The organism is Mesorhizobium sp. M0208, assembly GCF_040322015.1.
Classification (GTDB): Bacteria; Pseudomonadota; Alphaproteobacteria; order Rhizobiales; family Rhizobiaceae; genus Mesorhizobium.
Genome location: NZ_JAMYSP010000007.1, coordinates 1 through 26,608, shown reverse-complemented (window position 1 = coordinate 26,608; position 26,608 = coordinate 1). Strand labels below are relative to the sequence as shown.

Annotated in this window: 23 protein-coding genes and 1 riboswitch; of the genes, 5 read left to right on the top strand and 18 right to left on the bottom strand. The window is 63.5% G+C overall.

Annotation, left to right across the window (positions count from 1 at the left end):
• Positions 1 to 58: 58 nt before the first annotated feature.
• From NKJ17_RS09595 to NKJ17_RS09510, 18 genes are all read right to left on the bottom strand, one after another.
• Entirely contained in the window at positions 59 to 1,729 is a 1,671-nt protein-coding gene (locus NKJ17_RS09595; RefSeq protein ID WP_352505705.1) for a ribonuclease J, read from the bottom strand.
• A gap of 134 nt (positions 1,730 to 1,863) precedes the next feature.
• Entirely contained in the window at positions 1,864 to 2,685 is an 822-nt protein-coding gene (locus NKJ17_RS09590) for a biotin--[acetyl-CoA-carboxylase] ligase (protein ID WP_352477556.1), read from the bottom strand.
• A gap of 4 nt (positions 2,686 to 2,689) precedes the next feature.
• Positions 2,690 to 4,126 carry an NADH-quinone oxidoreductase subunit NuoN gene (gene nuoN / locus NKJ17_RS09585; protein ID WP_352477554.1) on the bottom strand — a complete coding sequence of 479 codons (1,437 nt, stop codon included), beginning with the start codon at positions 4,124 to 4,126 and terminating at the stop codon, positions 2,690 to 2,692.
• 17 nt (positions 4,127 to 4,143) lie between these two features.
• Positions 4,144 to 5,649, bottom strand: coding sequence for an NADH-quinone oxidoreductase subunit M (locus tag NKJ17_RS09580; protein ID WP_352450009.1), 1,506 nt, complete (start codon positions 5,647 to 5,649; stop codon positions 4,144 to 4,146).
• Positions 5,649 to 7,622, bottom strand: coding sequence for an NADH-quinone oxidoreductase subunit L (gene nuoL / locus NKJ17_RS09575; RefSeq protein WP_352505704.1), 1,974 nt, complete (start codon positions 7,620 to 7,622; stop codon positions 5,649 to 5,651). Before nuoL ends, NKJ17_RS09580 begins: the two co-directional genes overlap by 1 nt.
• A gap of 10 nt (positions 7,623 to 7,632) precedes the next feature.
• Entirely contained in the window at positions 7,633 to 7,941 is a 309-nt protein-coding gene (gene nuoK, locus NKJ17_RS09570; protein ID WP_023676620.1) for an NADH-quinone oxidoreductase subunit NuoK, read from the bottom strand.
• 1 nt (position 7,942) lies between these two features.
• Entirely contained in the window at positions 7,943 to 8,563 is a 621-nt protein-coding gene (locus NKJ17_RS09565; protein WP_352505703.1) for an NADH-quinone oxidoreductase subunit J, read from the bottom strand.
• Positions 8,564 to 8,793: 230 nt separating this feature from the next.
• On the bottom strand, positions 8,794 to 9,285 hold the full coding sequence (gene nuoI / locus NKJ17_RS09560) for an NADH-quinone oxidoreductase subunit NuoI (protein ID WP_023676622.1): 492 nt from the start codon (positions 9,283 to 9,285) through the stop codon (positions 8,794 to 8,796).
• Positions 9,285 to 10,328 carry an NADH-quinone oxidoreductase subunit NuoH gene (gene nuoH, locus NKJ17_RS09555; protein WP_292663045.1) on the bottom strand — a complete coding sequence of 348 codons (1,044 nt, stop codon included), beginning with the start codon at positions 10,326 to 10,328 and terminating at the stop codon, positions 9,285 to 9,287. The genes nuoI and nuoH overlap by 1 nt, the downstream gene beginning before the upstream one ends.
• Positions 10,329 to 10,330: 2 nt before the next feature.
• The gene (nuoG, locus tag NKJ17_RS09550; protein WP_352505702.1) at positions 10,331 to 12,412 is read right to left on the bottom strand and encodes an NADH-quinone oxidoreductase subunit NuoG; all 2,082 of its coding nucleotides are present in this window, start codon (positions 12,410 to 12,412) and stop codon (positions 10,331 to 10,333) included.
• 74 nt (positions 12,413 to 12,486) lie between these two features.
• On the bottom strand, positions 12,487 to 13,182 hold the full coding sequence (locus NKJ17_RS09545; protein WP_352505701.1) for a helix-hairpin-helix domain-containing protein: 696 nt from the start codon (positions 13,180 to 13,182) through the stop codon (positions 12,487 to 12,489).
• Positions 13,183 to 13,261: 79 nt separating this feature from the next.
• Complete coding sequence (gene nuoF, locus NKJ17_RS09540) at positions 13,262 to 14,566, bottom strand: NADH-quinone oxidoreductase subunit NuoF (RefSeq protein ID WP_352505700.1); 1,305 nt, start codon at positions 14,564 to 14,566, stop codon at positions 13,262 to 13,264.
• Between the two features lie 10 nt (positions 14,567 to 14,576).
• The gene (gene nuoE, locus NKJ17_RS09535) at positions 14,577 to 15,638 is read right to left on the bottom strand and encodes an NADH-quinone oxidoreductase subunit NuoE (protein WP_352505699.1); all 1,062 of its coding nucleotides are present in this window, start codon (positions 15,636 to 15,638) and stop codon (positions 14,577 to 14,579) included.
• Complete coding sequence (locus tag NKJ17_RS09530; RefSeq protein ID WP_254818103.1) at positions 15,639 to 16,829, bottom strand: NADH-quinone oxidoreductase subunit D; 1,191 nt, start codon at positions 16,827 to 16,829, stop codon at positions 15,639 to 15,641.
• 66 nt (positions 16,830 to 16,895) lie between these two features.
• Positions 16,896 to 17,273 carry a four helix bundle protein gene (locus NKJ17_RS09525; protein WP_352505698.1) on the bottom strand — a complete coding sequence of 126 codons (378 nt, stop codon included), beginning with the start codon at positions 17,271 to 17,273 and terminating at the stop codon, positions 16,896 to 16,898.
• A gap of 21 nt (positions 17,274 to 17,294) precedes the next feature.
• Positions 17,295 to 17,897: an NADH-quinone oxidoreductase subunit C gene (locus tag NKJ17_RS09520; RefSeq protein WP_352505697.1), complete on the bottom strand. Its 603-nt coding sequence runs from the start codon at positions 17,895 to 17,897 to the stop codon at positions 17,295 to 17,297.
• A gap of 5 nt (positions 17,898 to 17,902) precedes the next feature.
• Positions 17,903 to 18,484: a NuoB/complex I 20 kDa subunit family protein gene (locus NKJ17_RS09515; protein WP_023720749.1), complete on the bottom strand. Its 582-nt coding sequence runs from the start codon at positions 18,482 to 18,484 to the stop codon at positions 17,903 to 17,905.
• A complete protein-coding gene (locus NKJ17_RS09510) occupies positions 18,475 to 18,840 on the bottom strand; it encodes an NADH-quinone oxidoreductase subunit A (RefSeq protein ID WP_023720750.1) in 366 nt (121 codons plus the stop codon). Before NKJ17_RS09510 ends, NKJ17_RS09515 begins: the two co-directional genes overlap by 10 nt.
• A gap of 336 nt (positions 18,841 to 19,176) precedes the next feature.
• On the opposite strand from NKJ17_RS09510, the gene NKJ17_RS09505 reads away from it, so the two are divergent.
• The 5 genes from NKJ17_RS09505 to cobG all read left to right on the top strand — a co-directional run.
• Positions 19,177 to 20,376, top strand: a complete 1,200-nt coding sequence (locus NKJ17_RS09505) for a winged helix-turn-helix domain-containing protein (RefSeq protein ID WP_352505864.1) — start codon at positions 19,177 to 19,179, stop codon at positions 20,374 to 20,376.
• A 29-nt stretch (positions 20,377 to 20,405) separates the two neighbouring features.
• A riboswitch (cobalamin riboswitch) is annotated at positions 20,406 to 20,609 on the top strand.
• A gap of 38 nt (positions 20,610 to 20,647) precedes the next feature.
• Positions 20,648 to 21,082, top strand: coding sequence for a DUF1636 family protein (locus tag NKJ17_RS09500; protein ID WP_352688105.1), 435 nt, complete (start codon positions 20,648 to 20,650; stop codon positions 21,080 to 21,082).
• Positions 21,079 to 22,119 (top strand): cobalamin biosynthesis protein CobW, encoded by a 1,041-nt coding sequence (gene cobW, locus NKJ17_RS09495; protein ID WP_352688103.1) that lies wholly within the window; start codon positions 21,079 to 21,081, stop codon positions 22,117 to 22,119. Before NKJ17_RS09500 ends, cobW begins: the two co-directional genes overlap by 4 nt.
• A gap of 18 nt (positions 22,120 to 22,137) precedes the next feature.
• Positions 22,138 to 25,788 carry a cobaltochelatase subunit CobN gene (locus NKJ17_RS09490; protein WP_352688101.1) on the top strand — a complete coding sequence of 1,217 codons (3,651 nt, stop codon included), beginning with the start codon at positions 22,138 to 22,140 and terminating at the stop codon, positions 25,786 to 25,788.
• The coding region (gene cobG / locus NKJ17_RS09485; RefSeq protein ID WP_352688099.1) for a precorrin-3B synthase at positions 25,785 to 26,608 on the top strand (824 nt) is incomplete at its 3' end. The genes NKJ17_RS09490 and cobG, both read left to right, overlap by 4 nt.

Sequence of the window (26,608 nt, the reverse complement as noted above, 5' to 3'; positions counted from 1 at the left end):
GCTCCTACTTCCTGCTTCCCTACTCCCTTACTGCCTTACTGCCCTATTCCCTTGTTCGTCACCGCGTGACGAACACTGTCACCAGCGGCTTCTTGCCCCAGGCTTCGTTGGCCGCGCCGCGCACCGCGCGCCGCACCGCCTCCTGGACCAGGTCGAGGTCTTTTCGGCGCTGGCGGGGGATGGAGTCCACGGCGCCGATTGCCGCATCGATCATCAGGTCTTCCAGGCTCTCGCCGCTGCGGTCGGCCTCGGCGACGCCGATGGCGACGAGATCGGGATCGCCGGCAAGCTCGTATTTGTCGTCGAGCACGACGTTGACGGCGACATGGCCGGCAAAGGACAGCTTGCGGCGGTCGCGAATGCCCATCGCCTGATCGCTGCCGATCAGCCTTCCGTCCTTGTAGATGCGGCCGAACGGAACCTGGTCGATGATGGCGGCAGCACCCGGATACAGCCTGAGCATGTCGCCGTCGCGCACCTGCGCCACCTGGCCGATGCCGGACGTCGACATCAGCGAGCCCTGCGCCACCAGATGCGCCGCCTCGCCATGAACGGGAACGCCGATCTGCGGCCGCACCCATTCATACATCTTGCGCAATTCGCTGCGGCGTGGATGGCCGGAGACATGCACCAGCGCATCGCCGTCCTCGATGATCTTGATGCCGAGATCGATCAGGCGGTTCTTGATTTCGAGGATCGCCTTCTCGTTGCCGGGAATGGTGCGCGAGGAAAACACCACCGTGTCGCCGGCCGTCAGCGCCACCGACTTCATCTCGTCGCGCGACAGCTTGGCAAGTGCGGCAAGCGGCTCGCCTTGGCTTCCGGTGCAGATGATGACGAGGTTTTCGCGCGGGATGAAGCCGTAATCCTCCTCGGCGATGAATTCCGGCAACCCGTCCATATAACCGAGTTCATCAGCCACATCGATGACGCGCTTCATCGAGCGGCCAAGCACCAGGCATTGGCGGCCGGCATCCCGCGCTGCCTTGGCGATCGAGACGATGCGGCCGACATTGGAGGAGAAGCTGCTGACGGCGACACGGCCCTTGGCATTCTGGATGACACCTTTGAGGCCCTCGCCCACCGCCACTTCCGACGGTGATTCCCCTTCCCGCAGCGCGTTGGTGGAATCGCAGATCAACGCCAGCACGCCCTTGTCGCCATAGGCACGGAAGCGTGCCTCGTCGGTCATCGGCCCCACCGTCGGCGCCGGATCGATCTTCCAGTCGCCGGTATGGATGACGACGCCGGCCGGCGTGGTGATCGCCAGCGACATCGGTTCGGGAATGGAGTGCGCGACGGGGATGGCCTCGATCTCGAACGGACCGACGGTGAATTTCTCGCCAGCCCGGTAGATCGTCACCGGGATCTTCGGCGCCCCTTGCTCGCCCTGCCGCTTGGCTTCCAGCAGGCCGGCGCCGAACGGCGTCATCCAGACCGGCGCCTTGAGCTTCGGCCAGATGTCGTGCAGCGCGCCGTAGTGGTCCTCATGTGCATGGGTAATGACGATGCCGCGCAGATTGGCGACATTCTCCTCGATGAAGCGGGTGTCGGGCAGTACCAGGTCGACGCCGGGCAGGGTTGCATCGGGAAAAGTAACGCCGACGTCGACGACGATCCATTCGCGCGCATTGGCCGGCCCATAGCCGTAGAGGGCGAAGTTCATGCCGATCTCGCCGACACCGCCGAGCGGCACGAAGACAAGTTCGGCATTTTCCGCTGTCGCCATGGTCTTTCCTTCCTTGCCGGTCAAATTGTGGGCCGGTCAAATTGTGGGCCGGTCAAAATCGTCGGCCAATCAAAATTGTCAGCCGGTCAAATTCAAGCTGGTCAAATACCTGGCCAGTCAAACGTATTGGCCAGTCAACCGACGGCCGATGCGACCGCGCCGAAATGCACGTCGCCGGCGGCGATCGTCAGAACCGAGCCTTCATCGTCGCGGATCACGAAACGGCAGTCTTCGTCAATGGTCTCGAAGGTGCCGCGCACCACATTACCGTCAATTCTGACAGCAACCTGCCCGCCAAGCCCCGCCGCACGCGCCAGCCAGCGCCGCCTGACGGCGGCAAGCCCACGCCCTTCGTTCCACAGCCGGGCATTCTCGCTCCATGCATCCGACAGCGCCAGAAACAGCGTCTCGGCATCGCAAGCAGACCCCAGCGCGTTGAGCGACGTCGCTGGATAGGGCAAATCATTAGGATAAGCCACCACATTGACGCCGATGCCAACAGCCACCGCCGAACGGTCGCCATCCAGCATCGCCGATTCCAGCAGGATGCCGGCGAGCTTAGCGCCCGAGGCAAGCACGTCGTTCGGCCATTTCAACTCGAAGCGGTTCTTGCCCTGGCTCGCACCATCGAGGCCGATCGCAATCCTGCCTTTCGGCACGACGGCGTCGAGCGCGTCGGCCAGCGCCAGTCCGGCAACGAAGCCGAGCGTCGCGGCAAGTCGAAGCTCGGTGTTGGTGATCACCAGCAGCGTCGCCGCCAGGTTGCCTTCGGGCGTCGCCCAGGCGCGGCCGCGGCGGCCACGTCCCGCTTCCTGCTTTTTTGAGACGACCCAGAGTTTGCCCGGATCGCCGGCCCGCGCGTGCTCCAGCGCCAACGCATTGGTGGAGCCGACCGTATCGTGCGCCTCGAGCCGGAACCCTTCCGAAGCCGCGGTTGGAGCCAGCCTGAACGTCATTCCGTTAGAAGAAGGTCTTGGCCGCGGCGGCTGCGTAGGTTCCGATCGGGCCGCCGATCAGCACGTAGAACAGCACGAAAGCGCCGCAGGCGCCGAGCACGACGCGCAGTTCGGTCGCCATCGGCACGAAGCCGCCGACCGGTTCGTCGAACCACATGATCTTGATGATGCGCAGATAATAATAGGCGCCCACCACAGAGGCCAGCACGCCGATGATCGCGAGCGCGTAGAGGTTGGCATTGATGGCGGCGAGGAACACGTACCATTTCCCCCAGAAGCCGGCGAGCGGCGGGATACCGGCCAGCGAGAACATCATGATGGTGAGGATCGTCGCCATGATCGGGTTGGTCGCCGACAGGCCGGCGAGATCGCTGATCTGCTCGACATTGCCCTCCTTGCGCCGCATGGCCAGGATGAAGGCGAAGGTGCCGAGCGTCATCACCAGATAGATCAGCATGTAGATGGCGACGCCGCGCACGCCGTCCTGGCTGTTGGCGGCAAGGCCGACCAGAGCATAACCCATATGACCGATGGAGGAATAGGCCATCAGCCGCTTGATGTTGGTCTGGCCGATGGCCGCGAATGCGCCGAGCGCCATCGAGGCGATCGAGATGAAGACGATGATCTGCTGCCAGTCGGCGGCGATCGGCTTGAAGGCGCCCATGGTGACGCGCACCATCAGCGCCATCGCCGCCATTTTGGGTGCCGCCGCCAGAAAGGCCGTCACCGGCGTCGGCGCGCCCTCATAGACGTCGGGCGTCCACATATGGAACGGCACCGCCGAGATCTTGAAGGCAAGGCCGGCCAGCACAAAGACCAGGCCGAAGACGAGGCCGAGCTGGCGCTCGCCGCCGCTGAGCGCCGCGGCGATCTCCTGGAAGCCGGTGTTGCCCGTGTAGCCGTAGACCAGCGAGATGCCGTAAAGCAGCATGCCCGACGACAGCGCGCCAAGGACGAAGTACTTCAGCCCGGCCTCGGTCGAGCGCAGATTATCGCGGTTGATCGCCGCCAGCACGTAGATCGCCAGCGACTGCAGCTCGAGGCCGAGATAGAGCCCGATCATGCCGTTGGCCGAGATCATCAGCATCATGCCGAGCGTGCAGAGCAGGATCAGCACCGGATATTCGAACTTGTCGAAACGCTCCGCCTGGGCAAAGCGAACCGACATGACCAGCGTCACCGCCGAGCCGACCAGCGCCAACATCTTCATGAAGCGGGCGAATGGGTCCTGGATGAAGGCTTCGCCATAGGCGTTGCCCTGCCCCGGGGAAAAGATCAGCCAGGCGCCGGCGATCACCAGCACGGCAACAGCAAGGCCGCTCACCGTGACGGCGGTGTTGGCGCGCGAATAGGCGCCGAGCATCAACAGCGCCAAGGCGCCGATGGCGAGGATCAGCTCTGGCGTCGAGAGCGACAGGCTGGAGAGAAGGTCCGGCGTCATGGTTCGCAAACCCCCAGTCAGTTCGCCGCCGCGGTCTGCGCGGCGCCGATGGATGCGGTGACATTGGTAACGAGCGCCTTGACCGATTCGGCCGTCGCGTCGAAGATCGGCGCCGGATAGACGCCAAAGAAGATGACCAGCGCGACCAGCGGATAGATGATCACCTTTTCGCGCGTCGACAGGTCGAGCAAACCTTTCAGGCTTTCTTTGGTCAGTGCGCCGAAGATCACCTTGCGGTAGAGCCAGAGCGCATAGGCCGCCGACAGTATGACGCCGGTGGCGGCGAAGAACGCCACCCAGGTGTTGACCCGGAACACGCCGAGCATGGTCAGGAACTCGCCGACGAAGCCGCTGGTGCCGGGCAGGCCGACATTGGCCATGGTGAAGATCATGAACACGGTTGCATATTTCGGCATGTTGTTGACCAACCCGCCATAGGCGTCGATGTCACGCGTGTGCATGCGGTCGTAGACGACGCCGACGCAGAGGAACAGCGCGCCGGAGACCAGGCCGTGCGACAGCATCTGGAAGATCGAGCCCTGGACGCCTTCCTGGTTCATCGCGAAGATGCCCATGGTAACGAAGCCCATGTGAGCGACCGACGAATAGGCGATCAGCTTCTTCATGTCCTCCTGCATCAGCGCCACCAGCGAGGTGTAGATGATGGCGACGACGGAAAGCGTGAAGATCAGCGGCGCGAACATTTCGGATGCGATCGGAAACATCGGCAGCGAAAAACGCAGGAAGCCGTACCCGCCCATCTTGAGCAGGATGGCGGCCAGGATCACCGAGCCGGCCGTCGGTGCTTCGACATGCGCGTCCGGCAGCCAGGTATGCACCGGCCACATCGGCATCTTCACCGCAAAGGACGCGAAGAAGGCAAGCCATAGCCAGGTCTGCATATTGGCCGGGAAATTATGCGTCAGAAGCGTCGGGATATCGGTGGTGCCGGACTGGAAGAACATCGCCATGATGGCGAGCAGCATCAGCACCGAGCCGGCCAGGGTGTAGAGGAAGAACTTGAACGAGGCATAGACGCGCCGCTTGCCGCCCCACACGCCGATGATGATGAACATCGGGATAAGGCCGGCTTCGAAGAAGACGTAGAACAAGACGATGTCGAGCGCACAGAACACGCCGATCATCAGCGTCTCGAGCAGCAGGAAGGCGATCATATAGGCTTTGACGCGCTTCTCGATCGATTCCCACGAGGCGAGAATGCAGAGCGGCATTAGGAAGGTGGTCAGGATGACGAACAGCATGGAGATGCCGTCTACGCCCATATGGTAGGAGATGCCGGAATCCAGCCAGGCAAACTTCTCGACGAACTGGAAGCCAGGTTGCGAATTGTCGAAGCCGGTCCAGATAAACAGCGAAATCACAAACGTGAACGCAGTCGTGAAAAGCGCGATGGCGCGGATGTTGCGGCGCGCGTTCTCGCTGTCATCACGCACGAAAAGGATGAGCAGCACACCAACCAGCGGCAGGAAGGTGACCAGCGATAGGATCGGCCAGGCGGTCATCAGAGCATCATCCAGGTGACGAGTGCGGCAACGCCGATCAGCATGGCGAAGGCATAGTGGTAGAGATAGCCGGTCTGCAGCTTGACGACCCGGTTGGTGACGTCGACGACGCGCGCCGAAATGCCGTCCGGCCCGAGTCCGTCGATGACGGTGCCGTCGCCGGTCTTCCACAGGAAGTGGCCGAGGCGCTTTGCCGGCCGCACGAACAGGAAGTCGTAGAGCTCGTCGAAATACCATTTGTTGAGCAGGAAGGCGTAGAGCAGGCGATGGTTGGCAGCGACGCTCCGAGGCATTTCCGGCGCGCGAACATAGAACTGCCAGGCTATCGCAAAGCCGATCAGCATGGCGATGAACGGCGACAACTCGACCCATAACGGCACTTCGTGGATTTCGTGCAGGATCTGGTTGTCCGGCAGCGTGAACAGCGACGCCTTCCAGAATTCGGCATAGCCCTCGCCGATGAAGGCGCCGTGGAAGATCACACCGGCGAGCAGCGCGCCAGCCGCCAGGATGAACAGCGGCACCAGCATGACCGGCGGCGATTCATGGACATGGTGCATGACCTCGTGGCTGGCCCGCGGCTCGCCGTGGAAGGTCATGAAGATCAGCCGCCAGGAGTAGAAGGAGGTGAAGCAGGCAGCAATGACCAGCAATATGAAGGCAAATGCGGCGACCGCATTGTGGCCGGCGAAGGCCGCTTCGATGATGGCGTCCTTGGAAAAGAAGCCGGCCGTGCCGATGATCGTTACCGGAATGCCGACACCGGTCAGCGCCAGCGTGCCGATCACCATCATCCAGTAAGTCGTCGGGATCAGCGTCCTTAGGCCACCCATTTTGCGCATGTCCTGCTCGTCGGAGACGGCGTGGATGACCGAGCCCGAGCCGAGGAACAGCAGCGCCTTGAAGAAGGCGTGGGTGAACAGATGGAAAATCGCCGCGCCATAGGCGCCGACGCCGAGCGCCACGAACATGTAGCCGAGCTGCGAACAGGTCGAATAGGCGATGACGCGCTTGATGTCGTTCTGGACAAGACCGACTGTCGCCGCGAAGAAGGCGGTGAAGGCGCCGATGAAGGTGACCACCGTCAGTGCCGAATGCGACAGCTCGAATAGCGGCGACAGCCGCGCCAGCATGAACACGCCTGCCGTCACCATGGTGGCGGCATGGATCAGTGCCGAGACCGGCGTCGGGCCCTCCATGGCATCCGGGAGCCAGGTGTGCAGCGGCACCTGCGCCGACTTGCCCATGGCGCCCATGAACAGGAGCAGGCAGACAACCGTCATCGCGGCCTGCTTATCAAGCGCATAGCCGAGGAAGGTCAGTACGGCCGCGCCTTGCGGCGCGCCTTCCGCCGGAATGAACGTCGCCGCATTGGCGAAGATGGTGCCGAGATTGACCGAGCCGAACAGCACGAACACGCCGAATATGCCGAGCGCAAAGCCGAAATCGCCGACGCGGTTGACGACGAAGGCCTTGATCGCAGCTGCATTGGCCGACGGCTTCTTGTACCAGAAGCCGATCAGCAGATAGGAGGCAAGGCCGACGCCTTCCCAGCCGAAGAACATCTGCACGAGGTTGTCGGCCGTCACCAGCATCAGCATGGCGAAGGTGAACAGCGACAGATAGGCGAAGAAGCGCGGCCGGTCCGGGTCGTGATGCATGTAGCCGATCGAGTAGATATGGACCAGCGCCGACACCGTATTGACGACGACCAGCATCACCACGGTCAGCGTATCGATCCGCAGCGCCCACGACGCTTCGAGGCCGCCTGACTGGATCCAGCGCAGTACCGGCACGGTGAACACCTCGCCGCCGCCGAAGCCGACCGAGAAGAAGGCAACCCACGACAGCACTGCCGCGATCACCAGGAAGCCGGAGGTGATGTATTCGGAAGCCTTGGCCCCCAGCGAAGTGCCGAACAGGCCGACGATCAGGAAGCCGAGCAGCGGAAGGAAGACGATGGCCTGATACATGGTGGTTCCGTCAACCCTTCATCATGTTCACGTCTTCGACCGCGATCGAGCCGCGGTTGCGGAAGAAGACGACGAGAATGGCAAGGCCGATCGCCGCTTCGGCCGCCGCGACCGTCAGCACGAACAGTGCGAACACCTGGCCGACCAAATCGCCGAGCGCCGCCGAAAAGGCGACGAAATTGATGTTGACCGCAAGCAGGATCAGCTCGATCGACATCAGGATGACGATGACGTTCCTGCGGTTCAGGAAGATGCCGAACACGCCGAGCGTGAACAGGATCGCCGATACGGTCAGGTAGTGCGCGATGCCGACGACCATTTCAGACTCCTTCGCCCGTCTTGACCTTGCGGATTTCCACTCCGGTTGCCGCCGTGCGGCCGACCTGGGCGGCGATCGACTGCCGCTTGACGCCCGGCTTATGGCGCAGCGTCAGCACGATGGCGCCGATCATGGCGACCAGCAGCACCAGGCCGGCGATCTGGAAGTAATAGAGGTAATCCGTATAGAGGATGTCGCCGAGCGCTGCCGTGTTCGAGCGCGCGGCCAGGTCCGGAATGGGCTTGGCGACCATCGCCGCCAGTTTCGGCGCGAATGTATAGCCGCCGAGCACCACGATCAGCTCCGCCGCCAGGATCAGCCCGACCAGCGCGCCGATCGGTGCATATTGCAGGGCGCCTTCCTTCATTTCGGCGAAGTCAACGTCGAGCATCATGACGACGAACAGGAACAGCACCAGCACGGCGCCGACATAGACGACGAGCAGGATCATCGCCAGGAACTCGGCGCCGGTCAGCATGAACAGGCCGGCGGCGTTGAAGAAGGTCAGGATCAGAAACAGCACAGAATGCACGGGATTGCGCGCCGAAATGACCATGAACGCCGATGCCACCGCGACAAAGGCGAAGAGGTAGAAAAAGGCCGCCTCTAGTCCACTCAGCATGGGTTCCCCCGGGTTTCCTGTCCAAACAGGACGTTCGTCCTGTTTTTTGCCACCGCCTCCGGTCGGCAAGTTGCGTGTTCCTATCGCATGTTCCGATCGGGTTGAAAGACCCGATCGAAAAGAAAACATGCGACACTCTTTCATTCCGGAGGATGATCTTGTCCGAAAAGTATGCAACTTTTCGGGATCATCCTCTGAACGAGGCCCTCGCCCCGTTCATGCATCAAATATCAGCGGTAAGGCGCATCCAGCGAGATGTTGCGCGCCAGCTCACGCTCCCAGCGGTCGCCATTGGCCAGAAGCCTGTCCTTGTCGTAATAAAGTTCCTCGCGCGTCTCCGTCGCGAACTCGAAATTCGGCCCCTCGACGATGGCGTCGACCGGGCAGGCTTCCTGGCAGAAGCCGCAATAGATGCATTTCACCATATCGATGTCGTAGCGCACGGTGCGCCGCGTGCCGTCATTGCGGCGTGGGCCGGCTTCGATGGTGATGGCCTGCGCCGGGCAGATCGCCTCGCACAATTTGCAGGCGATGCAGCGTTCCTCGCCGTTCGGATAACGGCGCAGCGCATGCTCGCCGCGGAAGCGCGGGCTGACCGGTCCCTTCTCATGCGGATAGTTGATCGTCTCCTTCGGCGCGAAGAACTGGCGCATCGACAGGAAGAAAGCGCTGACGAAATCCTGCAAAAGCAGTGACTTGGCGGCCTGGGATAATGCAGACATCAGGCAAACCCCGTGATCTTTAGGAAAGCGGCGGTGGCGACCACCATGAACAGCGAGATCGGTAGGAAGACCTTCCAGCCGAGCCGCATCAGCTGGTCGTAGCGATAGCGCGGCACGAACGCCTTCACCATCGAGAACATGAAGAACACCAGGCAGACCTTGAGCACGAACCAGATCAGCCCCGGCACCCAGGTGAACGGCGCGAAGTTGAAGGGCGGCAGCCAGCCGCCGAGGAACAGGATGGTGGCCAGCGCGCACATCAGGACCACGGCGACATATTCGCCGAGGAAGAACAGCAGGAACGGCGTCGACGAATATTCGACCATGTGGCCGGCGACGAGTTCCGATTCGGCTTCCACAAGGTCGAAGGGCGGCCGGTTGGTCTCGGCCAACGCCGAGATGAAGAAGACGATGAACATCGGGAACAGCGACAGCCAATGCCAGTCGAGGAAGGTGTTGGGCAGGCCGAGCCGCGTGCCCAGCCCGTCCTGCTGCGACAAGACGATGTCGGACAGGTTGAGCGAGCCGACGCAAAGCAGCACGGTGACGATGACGAAACCGATGGAGACTTCGTAGGACACCATCTGCGCCGCCGAGCGCAGCGCGCCAAGGAACGGGTATTTCGAATTGGACGCCCAGCCGCCCATGATCACGCCATAGACCTCGAGCGAGGAGATGGCGAAGACATAGAGGATGCCGACATTGACGTTGGCGATCGCCCAGCCCTCATTGACCGGGATCACCGCCCAGGCCGAGATCGCCAGCACCGCCGAGACCAAGGGCGCCAGCAGGAAAACGCCCTTGTTGGCGCCGGACGGGATCACCGGCTCCTTGAACACGAATTTCAGCAGATCGGCGAAGGCCTGCAGTGTGCCCCACGGGCCGACGACGTTCGGGCCGCGGCGCAATTGCACCGCCGCCCAGATCTTGCGGTCGGCATAAAGCACATAGGCGACGAAGATCAACAGAACGACGATCAGCACGACCGACTTCAAAAGGATCAGCAGCGCCGGCAGCACGTAGAAGGAGAAGAAAGTGTCCATGTCTACTCCGCCGCCTGCCTGAAGCCGTTTTTCGCCAAAGCCGAGCATTCGGCCATCACCGCGGAAGCCCGCGCGATCGGATTGGTCAGGTAGAAATCCTTGACCGGCGAGGTGAAGGTGCCCTTGTTCAGCCGACCGCCGAGCTTGGCAACCCTGGCGATGTCGGCCGGGTCGCCGGCCGCGACATGGTCGACGCGGGCAAGATGCGGGTATTGCGCATAGAGCTTTGCGCGCAGTTGCTGCAGCGAATCGAACGGCAGCTTCTTGCCGAGCACATCCGACAGTGCCCGAAGGATCGCCCAGTCCTCGCGCGCTTCGCCGGGCGCGAAGCCGGCACGGTTGGTCTGCTGCACGCGGCCTTCGGTGTTGACGAAGGTGCCCGACTTCTCGGTATAGGCGGCGCCCGGCAGGATGACGTTGGCGCGATGCGCGCCCTTGTCGCCATGCGTGCCGATATAGACGACGAAAGCGCCGCCGGTCTTGGCCATGTCGATTTCGTCGGCGCCGAGCAGGAACAGCACGTCGGTCTCGCCCAGCATGCCGGCGACATTCCTGCCGCCCTCGCCCGGTACGAAGCCGACATCGAGGCCGCCGACGCGTGCCGCGGCGGTGTGCAGCAGGGCAAAGCCGTTCCAATCGGCCCTAGCGGCGTTGACTGCGACGGCGAGCTTCGCCGCCTGGCCGAGCACGGCCGCGCCGTCCGGACGCGCCAGCGCACCCTGGCCGACGATGATCAGCGGATGCGTCGCCTTCTTTAGCAGATGGAAGAACTTGCCGTTGCCGTCGGCCAGATCCTTCAGCGATTCCGGTCCGGCGCCGAGCTGCTCGTAATCATAGCGCGTATCGCCGACATCGCCGATGACGCCGACCGGCAGATTGCCGGCCCGCCAGCGCTTGCGGATGCGGGCGTTGAGCAGGGATGCCTCGAAGCGCGGATTGGCGCCGATGATCAGCACCGCATCGGCCTGTTCGATGCCTTCGATGGTCGGGTTGAAGACATAGCTGGCCCGGCCGAGCGACGGATCGAGTGCGGCACCGTCCTGGCGGCAGTCGGTGTTCCTCGAGCCGAGCGAAGCCATCAGAAGCTTCAGCGCGTAGATCTCCTCGACGGCTGCGAGATCGCCGGCAATGGCGCCGATCTTTTCGGGTGCGGCATTCGACACCGCTTCCTTGATCGCGGCAAAAGCCTCCGCCCAGCTTGCCGGGGCCAGTCTGCCGTCCTTGAGCACATAGGGCCGGTCGAGGCGCTGCGTGCGCAGGCCGTCCCAGATAAAGCGGGTCTTGTCGGAAATCCACTCCTCGTTCACCGCCTCGTTGGTACGCGGCAGGATGCGCATCACTTCGCGGCCCCGGCTATCGACGCGGATCGCCGAGCCGACGGCGTCCATCACGTCGATGGACTCGGTCTTGGTCAGTTCCCAAGGCCGTGCCTGGAAGGCGTAGGGTTTGGAGGTCAGCGCACCGACCGGGCAAAGGTCGATGACATTGCCCTGCAGTTCCGAAGTCATTGCGCTTTCGAGATAGGTGGTGATCTCGGCATCCTCGCCGCGGCCGATCAGGCCGAGCTCGGATATGCCCGCAATCTCGGTGGTGAAGCGGACGCAGCGCGTGCAATGGATGCAGCGGTTCATGATCGTCTTGACCAGCGGCCCGATATACTTGTCTTCGACCGCCCGCTTGTTCTCGTGGTAGCGTGAGGAATCGACGCCGAACGCCATCGCCTGGTCCTGCAGGTCGCACTCGCCGCCCTGATCGCAGATCGGGCAGTCCAGCGGATGGTTGATCAGCAGGAATTCCATCACGCCTTCGCGGGCCTTCTTGACCATCGGCGTGTTGGTGAAGATTTCCGGCGGCTCGCCGTTCGGACCGGGGCGCAGGTCGCGCACGCCCATGGCGCAGGACGCCTGCGGCTTGGGCGGGCCGCCCTTCACCTCGATCAGGCACATGCGGCAATTGCCGGCGATCGACAGCCGCTCGTGGAAGCAGAAGCGCGGCACTTCCGCACCGGCGTCCTCGGCCGCCTGCAGCAGCGTGTAGTGGTCGGGTACAGTGATCTCTTTCCCGTCGACCTTGAGCTTTGCCATTTCGCCTCAAACCCCTGCGGACGTTCCGCAATCTTTCCTTCCGGGCGCAGCCGACACCGCGCACGGTATTGAATTCAATTTTTGGCCCCGGCCAATGCGGCCGCCTGACCGATCCAGCCGTCACGGCCGATACGGCCCTTCAACGACAGGTAATCTTCGACCCAGGCGATCTCTTGCGGCGTCCACGCGGCAATCTGGGCGTATGTCCAGATGCCAAGGCCGTTCAGCACCTTTTCCAGTTTCGGCCCGATGCCCGATATTGCCTTGAGGTCGGCGGGCACGGCTGGCCGGTCCATCGGCTTGGGCTGCTTGAAATCTTCCGGCATCAGCCCGGCCGACGCATCCGCTGCAACGGTGCTGGCATTCGCCACGCTCCGCGCCGCAGTGCTTGTTGCAATGTCGGTCACGTCATTAGCGAAGGACTGCGCCTCGGCAATCAGGGTTTTGGTGGCTGCGCGCGCCTTGGTCGAGGAGCTTTTGCCGGTCGCGGAAACGCGTTCGGTCCGGGCCTCGAAATCCTCGGTGACCGGCTGCCAAAGCCGCTGCGAGGTCTCGGCCACGCCTGAAAGCACGCCCATCCAGACGCCAAAGGCGTGGTTGGCAAGCCCGATGCCGAGTGCCGTCATCGCCGCCGCGCCGGCGACAGGATGCGCCAGGAGATTGACGGCGCTGGCCATCTCCTTCGGCATTGTCCTGGTCAGGTCCTGGTTCATCTTCAAGAACGGGTCCCCATCGGGCGTCAAATCGTCGGGTATCGAAAACAGCGACATAGGTGGTCTCCTGGTCGTTTCCGTCTGCCCCGCGCTCGTTTCCTCGTTTCGGGCATTCGCCCGCATTTTTTGAATTCTTCTATTCCGCCGCCGCCAGCACCGGTTCGGCGCGGTGTGCGTTGCGCGAGAACTCGTCGATGCGCCGCTCCACCTCGCCGCGGAAATGCCGCATCAGGCCCTGGATCGGCCATGCCGCCGCATCGCCCAGAGCGCAGATCGTGTGGCCCTCGACCTGCTTGGTCACGTCGAGCAGCATGTCGATCTCGCGCTTCTGCGCCTCGCCGCGCACCAGCCGTTCCATCACCCGCCACATCCAGCCCGTGCCCTCACGGCAGGGCGTGCACTGGCCGCAGCTCTCATGCTTGTAGAAGTAGGACAGCCGCGCGATCGCTTTCACGATATCGGTCGATTTGTCCATGACGATGACAGCCGCGGTGCCGAGGCCCGATTTCAGGTCGCGCAGCGCATCGAAATCCATCGGCGCGTCGATGATCTGCTCGGCCGGCACCAACGGCACCGAGGCGCCGCCCGGAATGACCGCCAGCAGATTGTCCCAGCCGCCGCGGATGCCGCCGCAATGCGTCTCGATCAGTTCGCGGAACGGGATCGACATCGCCTCTTCGACGGTGCACGGATTGTTGACGTGGCCGGAGATGCAGAACAGCTTGGTGCCGGCATTGTTGGGCCGGCCGAAGGACGAGAACCAGGCCGCACCGCGGCGCAGAATGGTTGGCGCCACGGCGATGGACTCGACGTTGTTGACCGTCGTCGGGCAGCCATAGAGGCCGACATTGGCCGGAAACGGCGGCTTCAGCCGCGGCTGGCCTTTCTTGCCTTCGAGGCTTTCGAGCAGCGCCGTTTCCTCGCCACAGATATAGGCGCCGGCGCCATGGTGCATGTAGATGTCGAAATCGTAGCCGGAGGTATTGTTCTTGCCGATCAGCTTGGCCGCATAGGCCTCGTCGATGGCGAGTTGCAGCGCCTCGCGCTCGCGGATGAACTCGCCGCGCACGTAGATGTAGGCGGCGACCGCGCCCATGGCGAAGCCGGCGATCAGGCAGCCCTCGACCAGCGTATGCGGATCGTGGCGCAATATATCGCGGTCCTTGCAGGTGCCGGGTTCGGACTCGTCGGCATTGACGACGAGATAACTCGGCCGGCCGTCGCTCTGCTTGGGCATGAACGACCATTTGAGCCCGGTCGGGAAGCCGGCGCCGCCGCGGCCGCGCAGGCCCGATGCCTTCATCTCGTTGACGATCCACTCGCGCCCCTTGGCGATGATGCCGGGCGTGTTGTCCCAGGCGCCGCGCGCCATGGCGCCGGCCAGCGACTTGTCGAAGCGGCCGTAGATGTTGTTGAAGATGCGGTCTCTGTCCTGAAGCATTGCTCGTTCCTCAGACCGGCTTCTTGCCGGTCGGCCGGCTCTTGTTTCCGGGCGACGGCTTGGCCGCTTCGGCGGCAGCCTTCGCTGGTTTAACCTTGGCCTCCGGCGCTTTGAAAGCAGACGCCGGCTCGGCCTTGTTCTTGGAGCCTTTGCGCTGTTTCGAGACGTCCTCGACCTGCGGCTCGGCCTTGTTGGCATTGGCGGCCGAATGCAGAGGCGCTGCAACGCTCGCCGCCTTCTCCGCCGTTGGCGCGACTTTTGTCGCCGACGGCGATTTCAGCGCCGGGCTGGTCTCGACCGCATCGGTCTTCGGCTTGCTGGCATTCGAGGGCGCAACTGGCGCCGGTGCAGGCGCGGCAGCAGGCGGAACCGGCGCTGCGGCGTAAGCCGCCGGCGCCGCTTCCTTGGCGGCCTTGGTCGCGGCCCTGGTTTCCCGGTCGCGGGTCGCCTTGAGGATCGCCTTTTCACTCTTAAGGGTCGTCAGGCCACTGGCCGGCTCGGAAGTGACGCGGCCGTTTTGCGGTCCCGGTTCCACCGTAGCGCCCTTGCCGGCGTCATAAAGGTCGATGATCTCGGCAAGCCGCTCCGGCGTCAAATCCTCATAGGTGTCCTTGAATATCATCACCATCGGCGCGTTGACGCAGGCGCCGAGGCACTCGACCTCCTCCCACGACAGCGTGCCTTTGTCGTTGGTGTGGAACTGGTCGTGATGGATCTTCGAGCGGCACACATCCATCAGCGCTTCCGAGCCGCGCAGCATGCAGGGTGTGGTGCCGCAGACCTGGATATGGGCGCGGCTGCCGACCGGATTGAGCTGGTATTGCGTATAGAAGGTGGCGACTTCCAGCCCTCTGATATAGGGCATGCCGAGCATGTCGGAGATCGCCTCGATCGCCGCCTTGGTCACCCAGCCTTCCTGCTCCTGCGCCAGCATGAGCAAGGGGATGATCGCGGATTGCTCTCGCCCCTTCGGATATTTCTTGATCCACTGCTTCGCCGCTGCCGCATTCGCCCGGTTGAAGGCAAAGGCGGCTGGCTGGAGGCTGGCTTCTGCGAGACGGCGGACTGACATTTAGCGATCGACCTCACCAAACACGATGTCGAGGGAGCCGAGAACCGCGGTGACGTCGGCCAGCATGTGGCCGCGGCACAAAAAGTCCATGGCTTGCAGATGCGCAAAGCCCGGCGCGCGCAGCTTGCAGCGGTAGGGCTTGTTGGTGCCGTCGGAGACGAGATAGACGCCGAACTCGCCCTTCGGCGCCTCGACCGCGGCATAGACCTCGCCGGCTGGAACGCGGTAGCCTTCGGTGTAGAGCTTGAAGTGATGGATCAGCGCTTCCATCGAGCGCTTCATCGCCGCGCGCTTCGGCGGCACCACCTTGCCGTCGAGGTTCGACACCGGCCCGCCGCCCTCCTTGCCGAGCAACAGGTCGACGCACTGGCGCATGATTTTCGCCGACTGCCGCATCTCTTCCATGCGCACCAGATAACGGTCGAAACAGTCGCCGTTCTTGCCGACCGGAATGTCGAAATCCAGCTCGGCATAGCATTCGTAGGGTTGCGATTTGCGCAGGTCCCACGGCGCACCCGAGCCGCGCACCATGACGCCGGAAAACCCCCAGGCCCAGGCGTCCGCCAGGGAGACAGTGGCAATGTCGACATTGCGCTGCTTGAAAATACGGTTGCCGGTCAAAAGCGCGTCGAGGTCGTCGATCGACTTCAGGAACGGGTCGATCCACTTGCCGATGTCCTCGATCAGCTTCTGCGGCAGGTCTTGATGCACACCGCCCGGCCGGAAATAGGCCGCATGCATGCGCGAGCCGCTGGCACGCTCATAGAACACCATCAGCTTTTCGCGCTCGACGAAGCCCCATAGCGGCGGCGTCAGTGCACCGACATCCATCGCCTGCGTCGTCACATTGAGGATGTGCGACATGATGCGGCCGATCTCAGAGTAGAGAACTCGAATAAGCTGCCCGCGCTTCGGCACCTCGATGCCGAGCAGCCGCTCGGCTGCGAGCGCGAAGGCATGTTCCTGGTTCATCGGCGCGCAATAATCGAGCCGGTCGAGATAAGGCACCGCCTGCAGATAAGTCTTGTGCTCGATCAGCTTTTCCGTGCCGCGGTGCAAAAGTCCGATATGCGGGTCGACGCGATCGACGACTTCGCCGTCGAGTTCAAGAACCAACCGCAAAACACCATGCGCTGCAGGGTGTTGCGGGCCAAAGTTGATATTGAAGTTGCGAACGGAGGTTTCAGCCATGGAGGCGCCTCTGGCGAAGAGTCAGTAGTGAGTAGTGAGTAGTGATCATCAACCTCAATGCCTGCTTCATTCCGCCTGCTTGGCCTGCACCGTCCGGATAAGAGATCTCGTCATTTTTCCAATCTCTTCGCATCGCAGTAGCAGTTCAATCTCATCGTCTTTTCGTAGCAGCCCAACCCGGCATGCCAGCAAAATGTGCGTTTCCAGTTCCTTCAACGAACCTTGCGCCATGCGCAAAAATTGAACGAACGAACCTCTGTTTTCTCGACCGTATCCCTCCGCGACGTTGGCTGCGATCGAAACCGCCGATCGGCGCATCTGCGAGGTCATGCCGTAGATCTCCTCCTTCGGAAACCCTTTACTGATGCGGTAACAATCTTCAGCAAGCACCATCGCCGATTGCCACACCTTCAGGTCGCGATAAGATTCGATCCTTTTTTCCAATTCCTACTCACTACTCACTACTCACTGTTTCGCCTTCTCGTCCCCCGGCAGAACATAATCCGTGCCTTCCCATGGGGACAGAAAATCGAAATTGCGGAATTCCTGCTTGAGCTCCACCGGCTCGTAGATGACGCGCTTGGCCTCGTCGTCGTAGCGCACCTCGACGAAGCCGGTCAGCGGAAAGTCCTTGCGCAGCGGATGGCCTTCGAAGCCGTAGTCGGTCAGAATCCGCCGCAGATCGGGATGACCCGAAAACAGCACGCCATAGAGATCGTAGGTTTCGCGCTCGAACCAGTCGGCGCCGGGATATATGCCGGTGATCGACGGCACCAGCGTCTCTTCGTCGGCCTGGACCTTGATGCGGATGCGGATATTCTGCCTCGGCGACAGCAAATGATAGACGACGTCGAAGCGCTTTGCCCGCGACGGATAATCGGCGCCGCAGACATCGATGATCGAGATGAACTGGCATTTCGGGTCGTCGCGCAGGAAGGTCACTGCCTCGATCAGGTCGCGCGGTTCGACCGAGATGGTGAGTTCGCCATAGGCAAACACCGCCTCGCCGATCCGGCCGGTCAGCTTCTCGCCCAGATAGGTCGAGAGGTCATTCAACGCCTGGGTCATGCCGCTCACCGTTCGATCGTGCCGGTGCGGCGGATCTTCTTCTGCAGGAGAAGGATGCCGTAGAGCAGCGCTTCGGCGCTCGGCGGGCAGCCGGGCACGTAGATGTCGACCGGCACGATGCGGTCGCAGCCGCGCACCACCGAATAGGAATAATGATAATAGCCGCCGCCATTGGCGCAGGAGCCCATCGAGATGACGTAGCGCGGCTCCGGCATCTGATCGTAGACCTTGCGCAGCGCCGGCGCCATCTTGTTGGTCAGCGTGCCGGCAACGATCATGATGTCGGACTGACGCGGAGACGCGCGCGGCGCGACACCGAACCTCTCGGAGTCATAGCGCGGCATCGAGGTATGGATCATCTCGACCGCGCAGCAGGCGAGACCGAAGGTCATGAACATCAGCGAGCCGCTGCGCGCCCAGGTGATCAGCGCCTCGGTCGAGGTGACGAGAAAGCCCTTGTCGGCGAGCTCGTTGTTGATCTCCAGGAAGAACGGATCATCCTCCCCCACCGGCCTGCCGGTGTTGGGGTCGATGAGGCCCTTGGGCTTCGGCGCGACGAGCGTGCCGGAACTGTCGTTCAATCCCATTCCAGCGCTCCTTTTTTCCATTCATAGGCAAAGCCGATGGTCAGCACCGCCAAAAACACCATCATCGACCAAAAACCGAGCATGCCGATCTGGCTGAACGACACCGCCCAAGGAAACAGGAAGGCTACCTCCAGATCGAAGATGATGAACAGGATCGACACCAAGTAGAAGCGGATGTCGAACTTCATGCGCGCATCGTCGAACGAGTTGAAGCCGCATTCATAGGCCGAAAGCTTTTCCGGATCGGGGTTGCGGTAGGCCACCAGGAAGGGTGCGGCAAGCAGCGCCAGCCCGACCACCAGCGCCACGCCGATGAACAGGACGATGGGCAGGTACGAACCTAAAAGTGCGTTCATGCTGCAGTTTCCGTTGGCGGCCAATCCACTCTGATTACAGCACCGGACCCACTTGCGGAAGCGTGACAGTTTAACCACTGAACCGTTTTAAGGGGGCTCTATGCTGCAACGCGGCGAGGGTTAGCGCAGCGCTTTCGGCGAAGCAAGTCAAACCTTGTTCAAATCGCGGTACTGGGCGGCATATCCGGGAAAACTGGTCAGATCCGCTCCTGTTTGATTTCTTTCACTTTTCACTCCACTTTTCTCTCCTGACATGGATACCGCCAAAACCCTGCTAGCATGGCGCGGAATCACAGATTCTCTTCTCTGTCCGGCATCATCAGGATACCCGCATTGATGAAGGAAAAAATCTCACTTCGCATGGCCCGCCGCATCGCGCTGGCGGCACAGGGATTCAATGATCCCCGACCCGCCGGTACACCCGACCGCCGACATCTGGCCCGCGTGCTTGCCCGTACCGGCCTGCTGCAGATCGATTCCGTCAGCGCCGTGGTGCGCGCCCACTACATGCCGCTCTATTCGCGGCTTGGCCCCTACAAGCTGGCGCTGCTCGACGACGCCGCCATAACGCGCAAGCGCATGGTCTTTGAATATTGGGCGCACGAAGCCTCCTTCCTGCCGGTCGAGACCTATCCGCTGATGCGCTGGCGCATGCAGCGGGCCGAGCGCGGCGAGGAAATGTACAGCGGACTGGCCAAATGGGGCCGCGAGCACGCCGCCTATATCGAAGACATCTATCGCGAGGTCGCCGAACGAGGCCCGATCGCGGCGTCGGCTTTCGAAGGCCAGAAGGGTTCGGGCGGCTGGTGGGGCTGGAGCCATGCCAAGCACGCCTTCGAATGGCTGTTCTGGGCCGGCCGCATCACCACCGCGCATCGCCGCGGCTTCGAACGGTTCTACGATCTGCCGGAGCGCGTACTGCCGCCCGCGATACTCGCTCTACCGGTTCCCTGCCCCGAGGACGCCCACCGCGAATTGCTGCGCATCTCCGCCCGCGCCCATGGCGTCGCCACGGCAGGCGACCTGCGCGACTATTTCCGCCTCTCGCCCGCCGATATTAAGGGCCGCATCGAGGAGCTGGTCGAGGCTGGCGAGCTGTTGCCGGTGAGCGTCGACGGCTGGAGCAAAACAGCCTATCTCCATAAGAACGTCCGTTTGCCGCGCAGGATCGAGGCGCGCGCCTTGCTTGCGCCGTTCGATCCCGTGGTCTTCGAGCGGTCGCGCACCGAGCGATTGTTCGACTTCCACTACCGCATCGAGATCTACACGCCGGCCGAAAAGCGCCGGTATGGCTATTATGTGCTGCCGTTCCTGCTCGGCGACAGCATCGTCGGGCGCGTCGACCTCAGGGCCGACCGTCCGGCCGGCGTATTGCGCGTCCATGCCGCCTATGCGGAGCCCGGCGCCCCGCCACAAACCGCTGCCGAACTCTTCGAGGAATTGAAGCAGATGCAGGGCTGGCTCGGGCTTGAGCGCATCGCGGTGACGGCTGCCGGCGACCTTGGCCGGCCGCTCGCAGATATCGCCGCGTCATAGACGTGCGTTGACACGACTGCCTCCACAAGCCTAAATCCGTTTCAGACGGTCCCCTGCCCGCAACGGCAGGGGCCAAGAGGGAATGCGGTGCGAAATCTCGATTTCAAATCCGCGGCTGTCCCCGCAACTGTAAGCGACGAGCCAAGGCCGAAAACCACTGGGATATTCCCGGGAAGGCGGCACCAAGGCGATGACCCGCGAGCCAGGAGACCTGCCGTCTAGGACATAAGAATCCGATCGCCTGGCGGGTTTTCCGGGCAAGGAGCCTGATTTGGAACGCGACAGCAGTTTTTCGGCTGAGACAGCGGATTTATTGTCCGGCCCTGACGATTCCCCGGCCGGCGTTACCGTCATCGTCTGCTCTTCCTGCCGTGACGAGACCGGTTCGGACGCTCATCCCCGCGCCGGCGAACTGCTCGCCGAGGACACGCGCCGCGCCGCTTCCGGCGAAAACATCAAAATCCGCACCGTCGAATGCCTCGGCAATTGCAAGCGCCGGCTCAGCGCCGCCATGCTGCGCGACGGCTGCTGGAGTTACGTCTTCGGCGACCTGACCGCGACCAGCGGCGCCGATCTCGTGACCGGCGCAAAGCTGTTCGCCACCTCGACGGATGGGCTCATTCCGTGGCGCGGCCGTCCCGATTGCCTGAAGCGCGGTCTGGTTGCCCGCATCCCTCCCCTCGACCTTTTGAAGGACTTGATATGACCGCTGCCCCCCTTTCGCGCGTCCCCTGCACCGTCGTTACCGGATTTCTCGGCGCCGGCAAGACGACATTGATCCGCCATTTGCTCGAAAACGCCAAAGGCAAGCGGCTGGCCATCATCGTCAACGAGTTCGGCGACATCGGCATCGACGGCGAGATCCTGAAGGGCTGCGGCATCGACACCTGCCCCGAGGAAAACATTGTCGAGCTGGCCAATGGCTGCATCTGCTGCACTGTCGCCGACGATTTCGTCCCGGCACTCGACCAGATCCTGTCGCTGATGCCGAGGGTCGACCATATCCTGATCGAGACGTCCGGGCTGGCCCTGCCCAAGCCGCTGGTCCAGGCCTTCCAGTGGCCGTCGGTCAAGAGCCGGGTGACCGTCGATGGCGTTATCGCCGTCGTCGACGGACCGGCGCTGGCTGATGGGCGCGTCGCCAACGACATGGACGCCCTGCAGGCGCAGCGCGCGCAGGACGAGACGCTCGAACACGACGATCCGGTCGAGGAAGTATTCGAGGACCAGCTCGCTTGCGCCGACCTGATCATCCTCTCGAAGAGCGACCTGATGGACGCAGCCGGCTCGGCCCGTGCCAATGCCGTCATCGGCAAGCATGTTGCGCGGGCGGTGAAGATCGTGCCGACTTCGCAAGGCAAGGTCGATCCGTCGGTGCTGCTCGGCCTCGGCCTCGCCGTCGAGGACGACATAGAGAACCGCAAAACCCATCACGACGACGAGCTCGACCACGAACATGACGATTTTGACTCGTTCGTCATCGACATCGCGTCCGTGTCTAACCCGGACGAGCTCGCACAACGCGTCGCCACGGCGGCGGAGGAAGAAAACGTGTTGCGCGTCAAGGGCTTCGTCGAGGTTGGCGGCAAGCCGATGCGGCTCCTGCTGCAGGCCGTCGGCCCGCGCGTCAACCATTATTACGACCGGGCCTGGACCGCTGAAGACGATCGCCGCTCGCGCCTTGTCGTCATCGGTCTGAAAGGGCTGAACCGCCCGGCGATAGAGCGTATCCTCGCCGGCTGACCCCAGGTACAAGCCGCGATGCACATCCTCACCACCACATCCGCCTCGCTCGACGATCTCGCCGAGCCTGTCGATCTCAGGCAAACGCCTGCGGATGTCGTGGCCCTGTCCTTCACCGACAGCGACCTGGCCGGGCTGGCGGCGGCGTGGAAGGCGGATGCGGACCGCCTGCCCTCGATGCGGCTCGCCGCCTTGCGCGACCTGCGCCATCCGATGTCCGTCGACCTCTGGACCGAGAGCGTCGCCCGCCACGCCAAGGTCATTCTGGTCCGCATTCTCGGCGGCTACGAGTGGTGGCGCTATGGCTGCGACCAGCTCGCCGTTATCGCGCGAAATCGCGGTATCAAGCTGGCGCTCCTACCGGGCGAGAGCCACGACGAGGATTTGCGACTGATCGAAGGCTCGACGCTGCCGCGCGAGGAGTTGGACGCCCTGCTTGGCTATTTTCGCGAGGGCGGGCCGGCAAATATGACGGCGCTGGTGCAGAGGCTGGCAAGTCTCGCTGGATCTGGTGCGGCGGTAGCCGAACCCGTTAGCGTGCCAAAGGCTGGATTTTACGAGCCGGGACTGGGGGTCGTAGAACGCGGCGTCCCCCTCCCCCTCGAGGGGAGGGTCCGGCCGCAGGCCGGGGATGGGGTCCTCTCCGAAGCGCGCCAACTCAAAGAGGCGTCGAGCACTGCCGCAATGACCCCACCCGGCCCTTCGGGCCACCCTCCCCTCGAGAGGGAGGGGGACGTCGTGCCAATCCTCTTCTACCGTTCGATGCTGCTCGCGGCCGACGTCGCGCCCATCGACGCGCTTTTCGAAGCGCTGAGCGCGCGCGGCATGGCTCCCGTGCCTATCTTCGTCTCCAGCCTCAAGGACCCGGCCTCACTCGCCTTTGTTGAAACCGCGCTTGCAACGCTGAAGCCTGCCGCCATCATCACCGCCACAGCTTTCGCCTCTGGGGCCGAGCCGGGCGTTGAAACCCTGTTCGACCGCGCCGGCGTGCCGGTGTTCCAGGTCATCGTCGCAACCACCCGCCGCGACATCTGGCAAACCAATCAGCGCGGCCTGGCGCCCGCCGACCTTGCCATGCATGTCGTCCTGCCCGAGCTCGACGGCCGCATCCTGGCCGGCGCCATTTCCTTCAAGGGCGAAAGCGAAACCGATCCCGCATTGGCCTTCCGCGCCTTCGCCAACCGGCCAGAGCCCGACCGCGTCGCGCAAGTGGCGAACCGTATCGAGGCATTCGTGCGCCTGCGGCGGACGCCGCGCGCGGAACGCAAGCTCGCCATCCTGATCCCCGACTATCCGAGCGCCCCCGGTCGCACCGGCTACGCCGTCGGCCTCGACGTGCCGTCCAGCGTGCTGGCAATGCTGCACGATCTGAGCGAACAGGGCTACGCCGTTGAAAGGATTCCGCAAACGCCAAGGGAGTTGTTGGATTTGCTGGAACGGGGGAATGGTGGGCTGAGACTGGACGATTATCTCGCTCTTTCTGCAGAGTTACCGACTGCGGCACTCGCTGCCGTGGAGGCGGCATGGGGTAAGGCGGAAGATGAGACAGGTTCGCGCGAGGCGCCCCCCTCTGTCCTGCCGGACATCTCCCCCTCAAGGGGGGAGATTGGCCGTTTCGCCGACGGCACCCGTTCTGCAACCTCAGTGATTGGCGAAACCGGCAATGAGAGCGCAATCTCCCCCCTTGCGGGGGAGATGTCCGGCAGGACAGAGGGGGGTGTTCAAGCGCCTGCTGTCGCCAAATTCCGCTTCCGCACGGCCACGTTCGGCAACATCACCGTGGCGCTCGCCCCCGATCGCGGGCGCTCAGTCGACCGCCGCGCCGACTATCACGACCCGACATTGCCGCCGCGCCATGCGCTGGTCGCCTTTGGCCTCTGGCTGCGCCAGTCGCTCGGCATCCATGCAATTGTCCATGTCGGCGCCCACGGCACGCTGGAATGGCTGCCCGGCAAGACCGTTGCGCTCAGCGAAAACTGCTTTCCCGAAATCGTCACCGGCGCCCTGCCCGTCGTCTACCCCTTCATCGTCTCCAATCCAGGCGAGGCAGCGCAAGCCAAGCGGCGCGTTGCCGCCGTCACGCTTGGCCATCTGCCGCCGCCGCTGACCGGCGCCGGGCTGGACGAAAACCAGCACAGGCTTGAACGACTGGTCGACGAATATGCCCAGGCCGACGGGCTCGACCGCCGCCGCCGCGACCGCCTGGCGAAGCTGATAGTCGAAACGGCGGAAAAGACCGGCCTCGCCTCAGAGGCTGGTGTCGCCAGGACCGACGCAGCCGACGAGGCTTTGCGCCGCATCGACGCCTGGCTCTGCGATCTCAAGGATTTCGCCATCAAGGACGGCCTGCACATTTACGGCCGCTCGCCGGAAGGCGAAGCTGATCCGGTACGGCGGCAAAGTGCGGCAGCTGAAAAAACCGCGCTGCTTGCCGCCCTCGACGGCCGCCACGTCGCTGCCGGTCCGGCCGGCGCGCCGGCGCGTGGCCGGAGCGATGTGCTGCCCACCGGCCGCAATTTGTTTACCGCCGACCCGCGCACCATGCCGACGCCGACCGCCTATGATCTGGGTAAGGCGGCAGCGGAAGAAGTCGTCCGCAACTACATGCAATCGCATGGCGACTGGCCGCGCTCGCTGGTCATCGACCTCTGGGGGTCGGCCTCGCTGCGCACCGGCGGCGAGGAGATCGCGCAAGGCCTGGCGCTGATGGGCTGCCGGCCGCAATGGGATTCAGCCACCGGCCGCATCACCGGCATCGAGGTGCTGCCGCCGGCAACGCTCGGCCGCCCGCGCGTCGACGTCACCTGGCGCATATCGGGCCTGTTCCGCGATATGTTCCCGACCCAGATCGCGCTGATCGACGCCGCGGCCAACGCCGTGGCGACCCGCGACGAGCACGATTCGGAAAACCCGCTGGCGGCCAGGACCCGCATCGACGGCAAGATCAGCCCGCGCATTTTCGGCACTTCGCCCGGCACTTACGGCGCCGGCGTCGAGGACATGTTGTCGAGCGGCGACTGGTCGGCGCGCGAAGAGATCGGCCGCGCCTATCTCGACGCCACTTCGCATGCCTATGGCGGCGCCGAGGGCGAAGGCATTTCGGCGCCTGGCGCGTTTGAGGGTCGCATCGCTGAGGCCGACCTTCTGGTTCATACCGGCGACGACCCCGGCCGCGACATCCTCGAAGGCTCGGCCGACGTCGCCTTTATCGGCGGCTTTTCGGCAGCGCTTGCCGCGCTCGGCAAGAACGCCGACGTGATCGTGCTCGACACCACGGACCCGCAAAAGCCCAAGCCGCGCTCGGTTGGTGAGGCCGTATCCCGGGTAGTTCGCGCCCGCGCGGTCAACCCGCGCTTCATCGCCGGCCAGATGCGGCACGGGCCGCGCGGCGCCTCGGAATTCGCCGAGACGGTCGACCGGCTGGTCGGCTTTGCCGAGACTACCCATGCCATATCAGGCACGCTGATCGAGGCCGTGCACGACGCCTATCTCGGCGACCCCGTGGTGCGCGCCTTCATCCTGCGCGAGAACCCGGCGGCGGCGAAGGTGATTGCCGAGCGTTTGCTGTCAGCACGGCGGCGCGGGCTCTGGCATCCGCTGCGCAACTCGATCGATAACGATCTCGCCGCACTGATTGCCGAAGCGCAAGCTCTGGGAGTGGCGGCATGAACGCTTTCTCGCGCCGTGGCGCCTGCCCTGCCTTGTCCGCGCCGATGCAAACCGGCGACGGGCTGCTGGTGCGGCTCAATCCGGTCGCTGGAGGACTGTTGCCGAAGTCGTTGATCGGACTCTGCGAATCCGCCTTGCGCCATGGCAACGGCATCATGGAAGTGACCGCCCGCGGCGGCCTGCAGATACGCGGCCTGACGCACGAAAGCGCCCGGCTACTGGCGATGGAGGTCGATGCGCTCGGCATCGCCGTGCGCACCGGCGTGCCGGTCGAGACCGGCCCACTGGCCGGGCTCGACCCGGAGGAGATAGCCGACCCGCGCCCGATGGCGGAGCGGATTCGGGTGGCGATTGAAGAGGCTGGTCTGACGGCAAGGCTCGGTCCGAAGGTTTCAGTCGTCATCGACGGCGGCGGGCAACTGACGATGGATGCGGTAGTGGCCGATGTACGACTGGCTGCGATCAGAACCGACGCGGGCGTCGGCTGGCGGATAGCTGTTGCTGGTGACGGGCAGAATGTCAGGCCTCTCGCCATGATCGAGAAAGATGCTGCCCGTGATATCGCCGTCGCGATTCTCAGGATGGTCGCCGAAAAAGGCCGCGAAGCTCATGCAAGGGATTTGACGGAACGGCAGCGTAGATCACTCGCAAGCTGGCATTCCTTCGCGCCCCCCTCTGTCCTGCCGGACATCTCCCCCTCTAGGGGGGAGATCGGCAGTTCCGCCGACGGCCGTACTTCTGCTGCCTCGGTATTCGGCGCGACTTCGGCGATTAGCGAAGGCGGAGACCAAGGCGCAATCTCCCCCCTAGAGGGGGAGAT

Bases quoted from the DNA above. Each gene is read 5' to 3' on its own strand.
- NKJ17_RS09595 (WP_352505705.1), bottom strand. From the start codon at position 1,729: ATGGCGACAGCGGAAAATGCCGAACTTGTCTTCGTGCCGCTCGGCGGT.
- NKJ17_RS09590 (WP_352477556.1), bottom strand. From the start codon at position 2,685: ATGACGTTCAGGCTGGCTCCAACCGCGGCTTCGGAAGGGTTCCGGCTC.
- nuoN (WP_352477554.1), bottom strand. From the start codon at position 4,126: ATGACGCCGGACCTTCTCTCCAGCCTGTCGCTCTCGACGCCAGAGCTG.
- NKJ17_RS09580 (WP_352450009.1), bottom strand. From the start codon at position 5,649: ATGACCGCCTGGCCGATCCTATCGCTGGTCACCTTCCTGCCGCTGGTT.
- nuoL (WP_352505704.1), bottom strand. From the start codon at position 7,622: ATGTATCAGGCCATCGTCTTCCTTCCGCTGCTCGGCTTCCTGATCGTC.
- nuoK (WP_023676620.1), bottom strand. From the start codon at position 7,941: ATGGTCGTCGGCATCGCGCACTACCTGACCGTATCGGCGATCCTGTTC.
- NKJ17_RS09565 (WP_352505703.1), bottom strand. From the start codon at position 8,563: ATGCTGAGTGGACTAGAGGCGGCCTTTTTCTACCTCTTCGCCTTTGTC.
- nuoI (WP_023676622.1), bottom strand. From the start codon at position 9,285: ATGTCTGCATTATCCCAGGCCGCCAAGTCACTGCTTTTGCAGGATTTC.
- nuoH (WP_292663045.1), bottom strand. From the start codon at position 10,328: ATGGACACTTTCTTCTCCTTCTACGTGCTGCCGGCGCTGCTGATCCTT.
- nuoG (WP_352505702.1), bottom strand. From the start codon at position 12,412: ATGGCAAAGCTCAAGGTCGACGGGAAAGAGATCACTGTACCCGACCAC.
- NKJ17_RS09545 (WP_352505701.1), bottom strand. From the start codon at position 13,182: ATGTCGCTGTTTTCGATACCCGACGATTTGACGCCCGATGGGGACCCG.
- nuoF (WP_352505700.1), bottom strand. From the start codon at position 14,566: ATGCTTCAGGACAGAGACCGCATCTTCAACAACATCTACGGCCGCTTC.
- nuoE (WP_352505699.1), bottom strand. From the start codon at position 15,638: ATGTCAGTCCGCCGTCTCGCAGAAGCCAGCCTCCAGCCAGCCGCCTTT.
- NKJ17_RS09530 (WP_254818103.1), bottom strand. From the start codon at position 16,829: ATGGCTGAAACCTCCGTTCGCAACTTCAATATCAACTTTGGCCCGCAA.
- NKJ17_RS09520 (WP_352505697.1), bottom strand. From the start codon at position 17,897: ATGACCCAGGCGTTGAATGACCTCTCGACCTATCTGGGCGAGAAGCTG.
- NKJ17_RS09515 (WP_023720749.1), bottom strand. From the start codon at position 18,484: ATGGGATTGAACGACAGTTCCGGCACGCTCGTCGCGCCGAAGCCCAAG.
- NKJ17_RS09510 (WP_023720750.1), bottom strand. From the start codon at position 18,840: ATGAACGCACTTTTAGGTTCGTACCTGCCCATCGTCCTGTTCATCGGC.
- NKJ17_RS09505 (WP_352505864.1), top strand. From the start codon at position 19,177: ATGAAGGAAAAAATCTCACTTCGCATGGCCCGCCGCATCGCGCTGGCG.
- cobW (WP_352688103.1), top strand. From the start codon at position 21,079: ATGACCGCTGCCCCCCTTTCGCGCGTCCCCTGCACCGTCGTTACCGGA.
- NKJ17_RS09490 (WP_352688101.1), top strand. From the start codon at position 22,138: ATGCACATCCTCACCACCACATCCGCCTCGCTCGACGATCTCGCCGAG.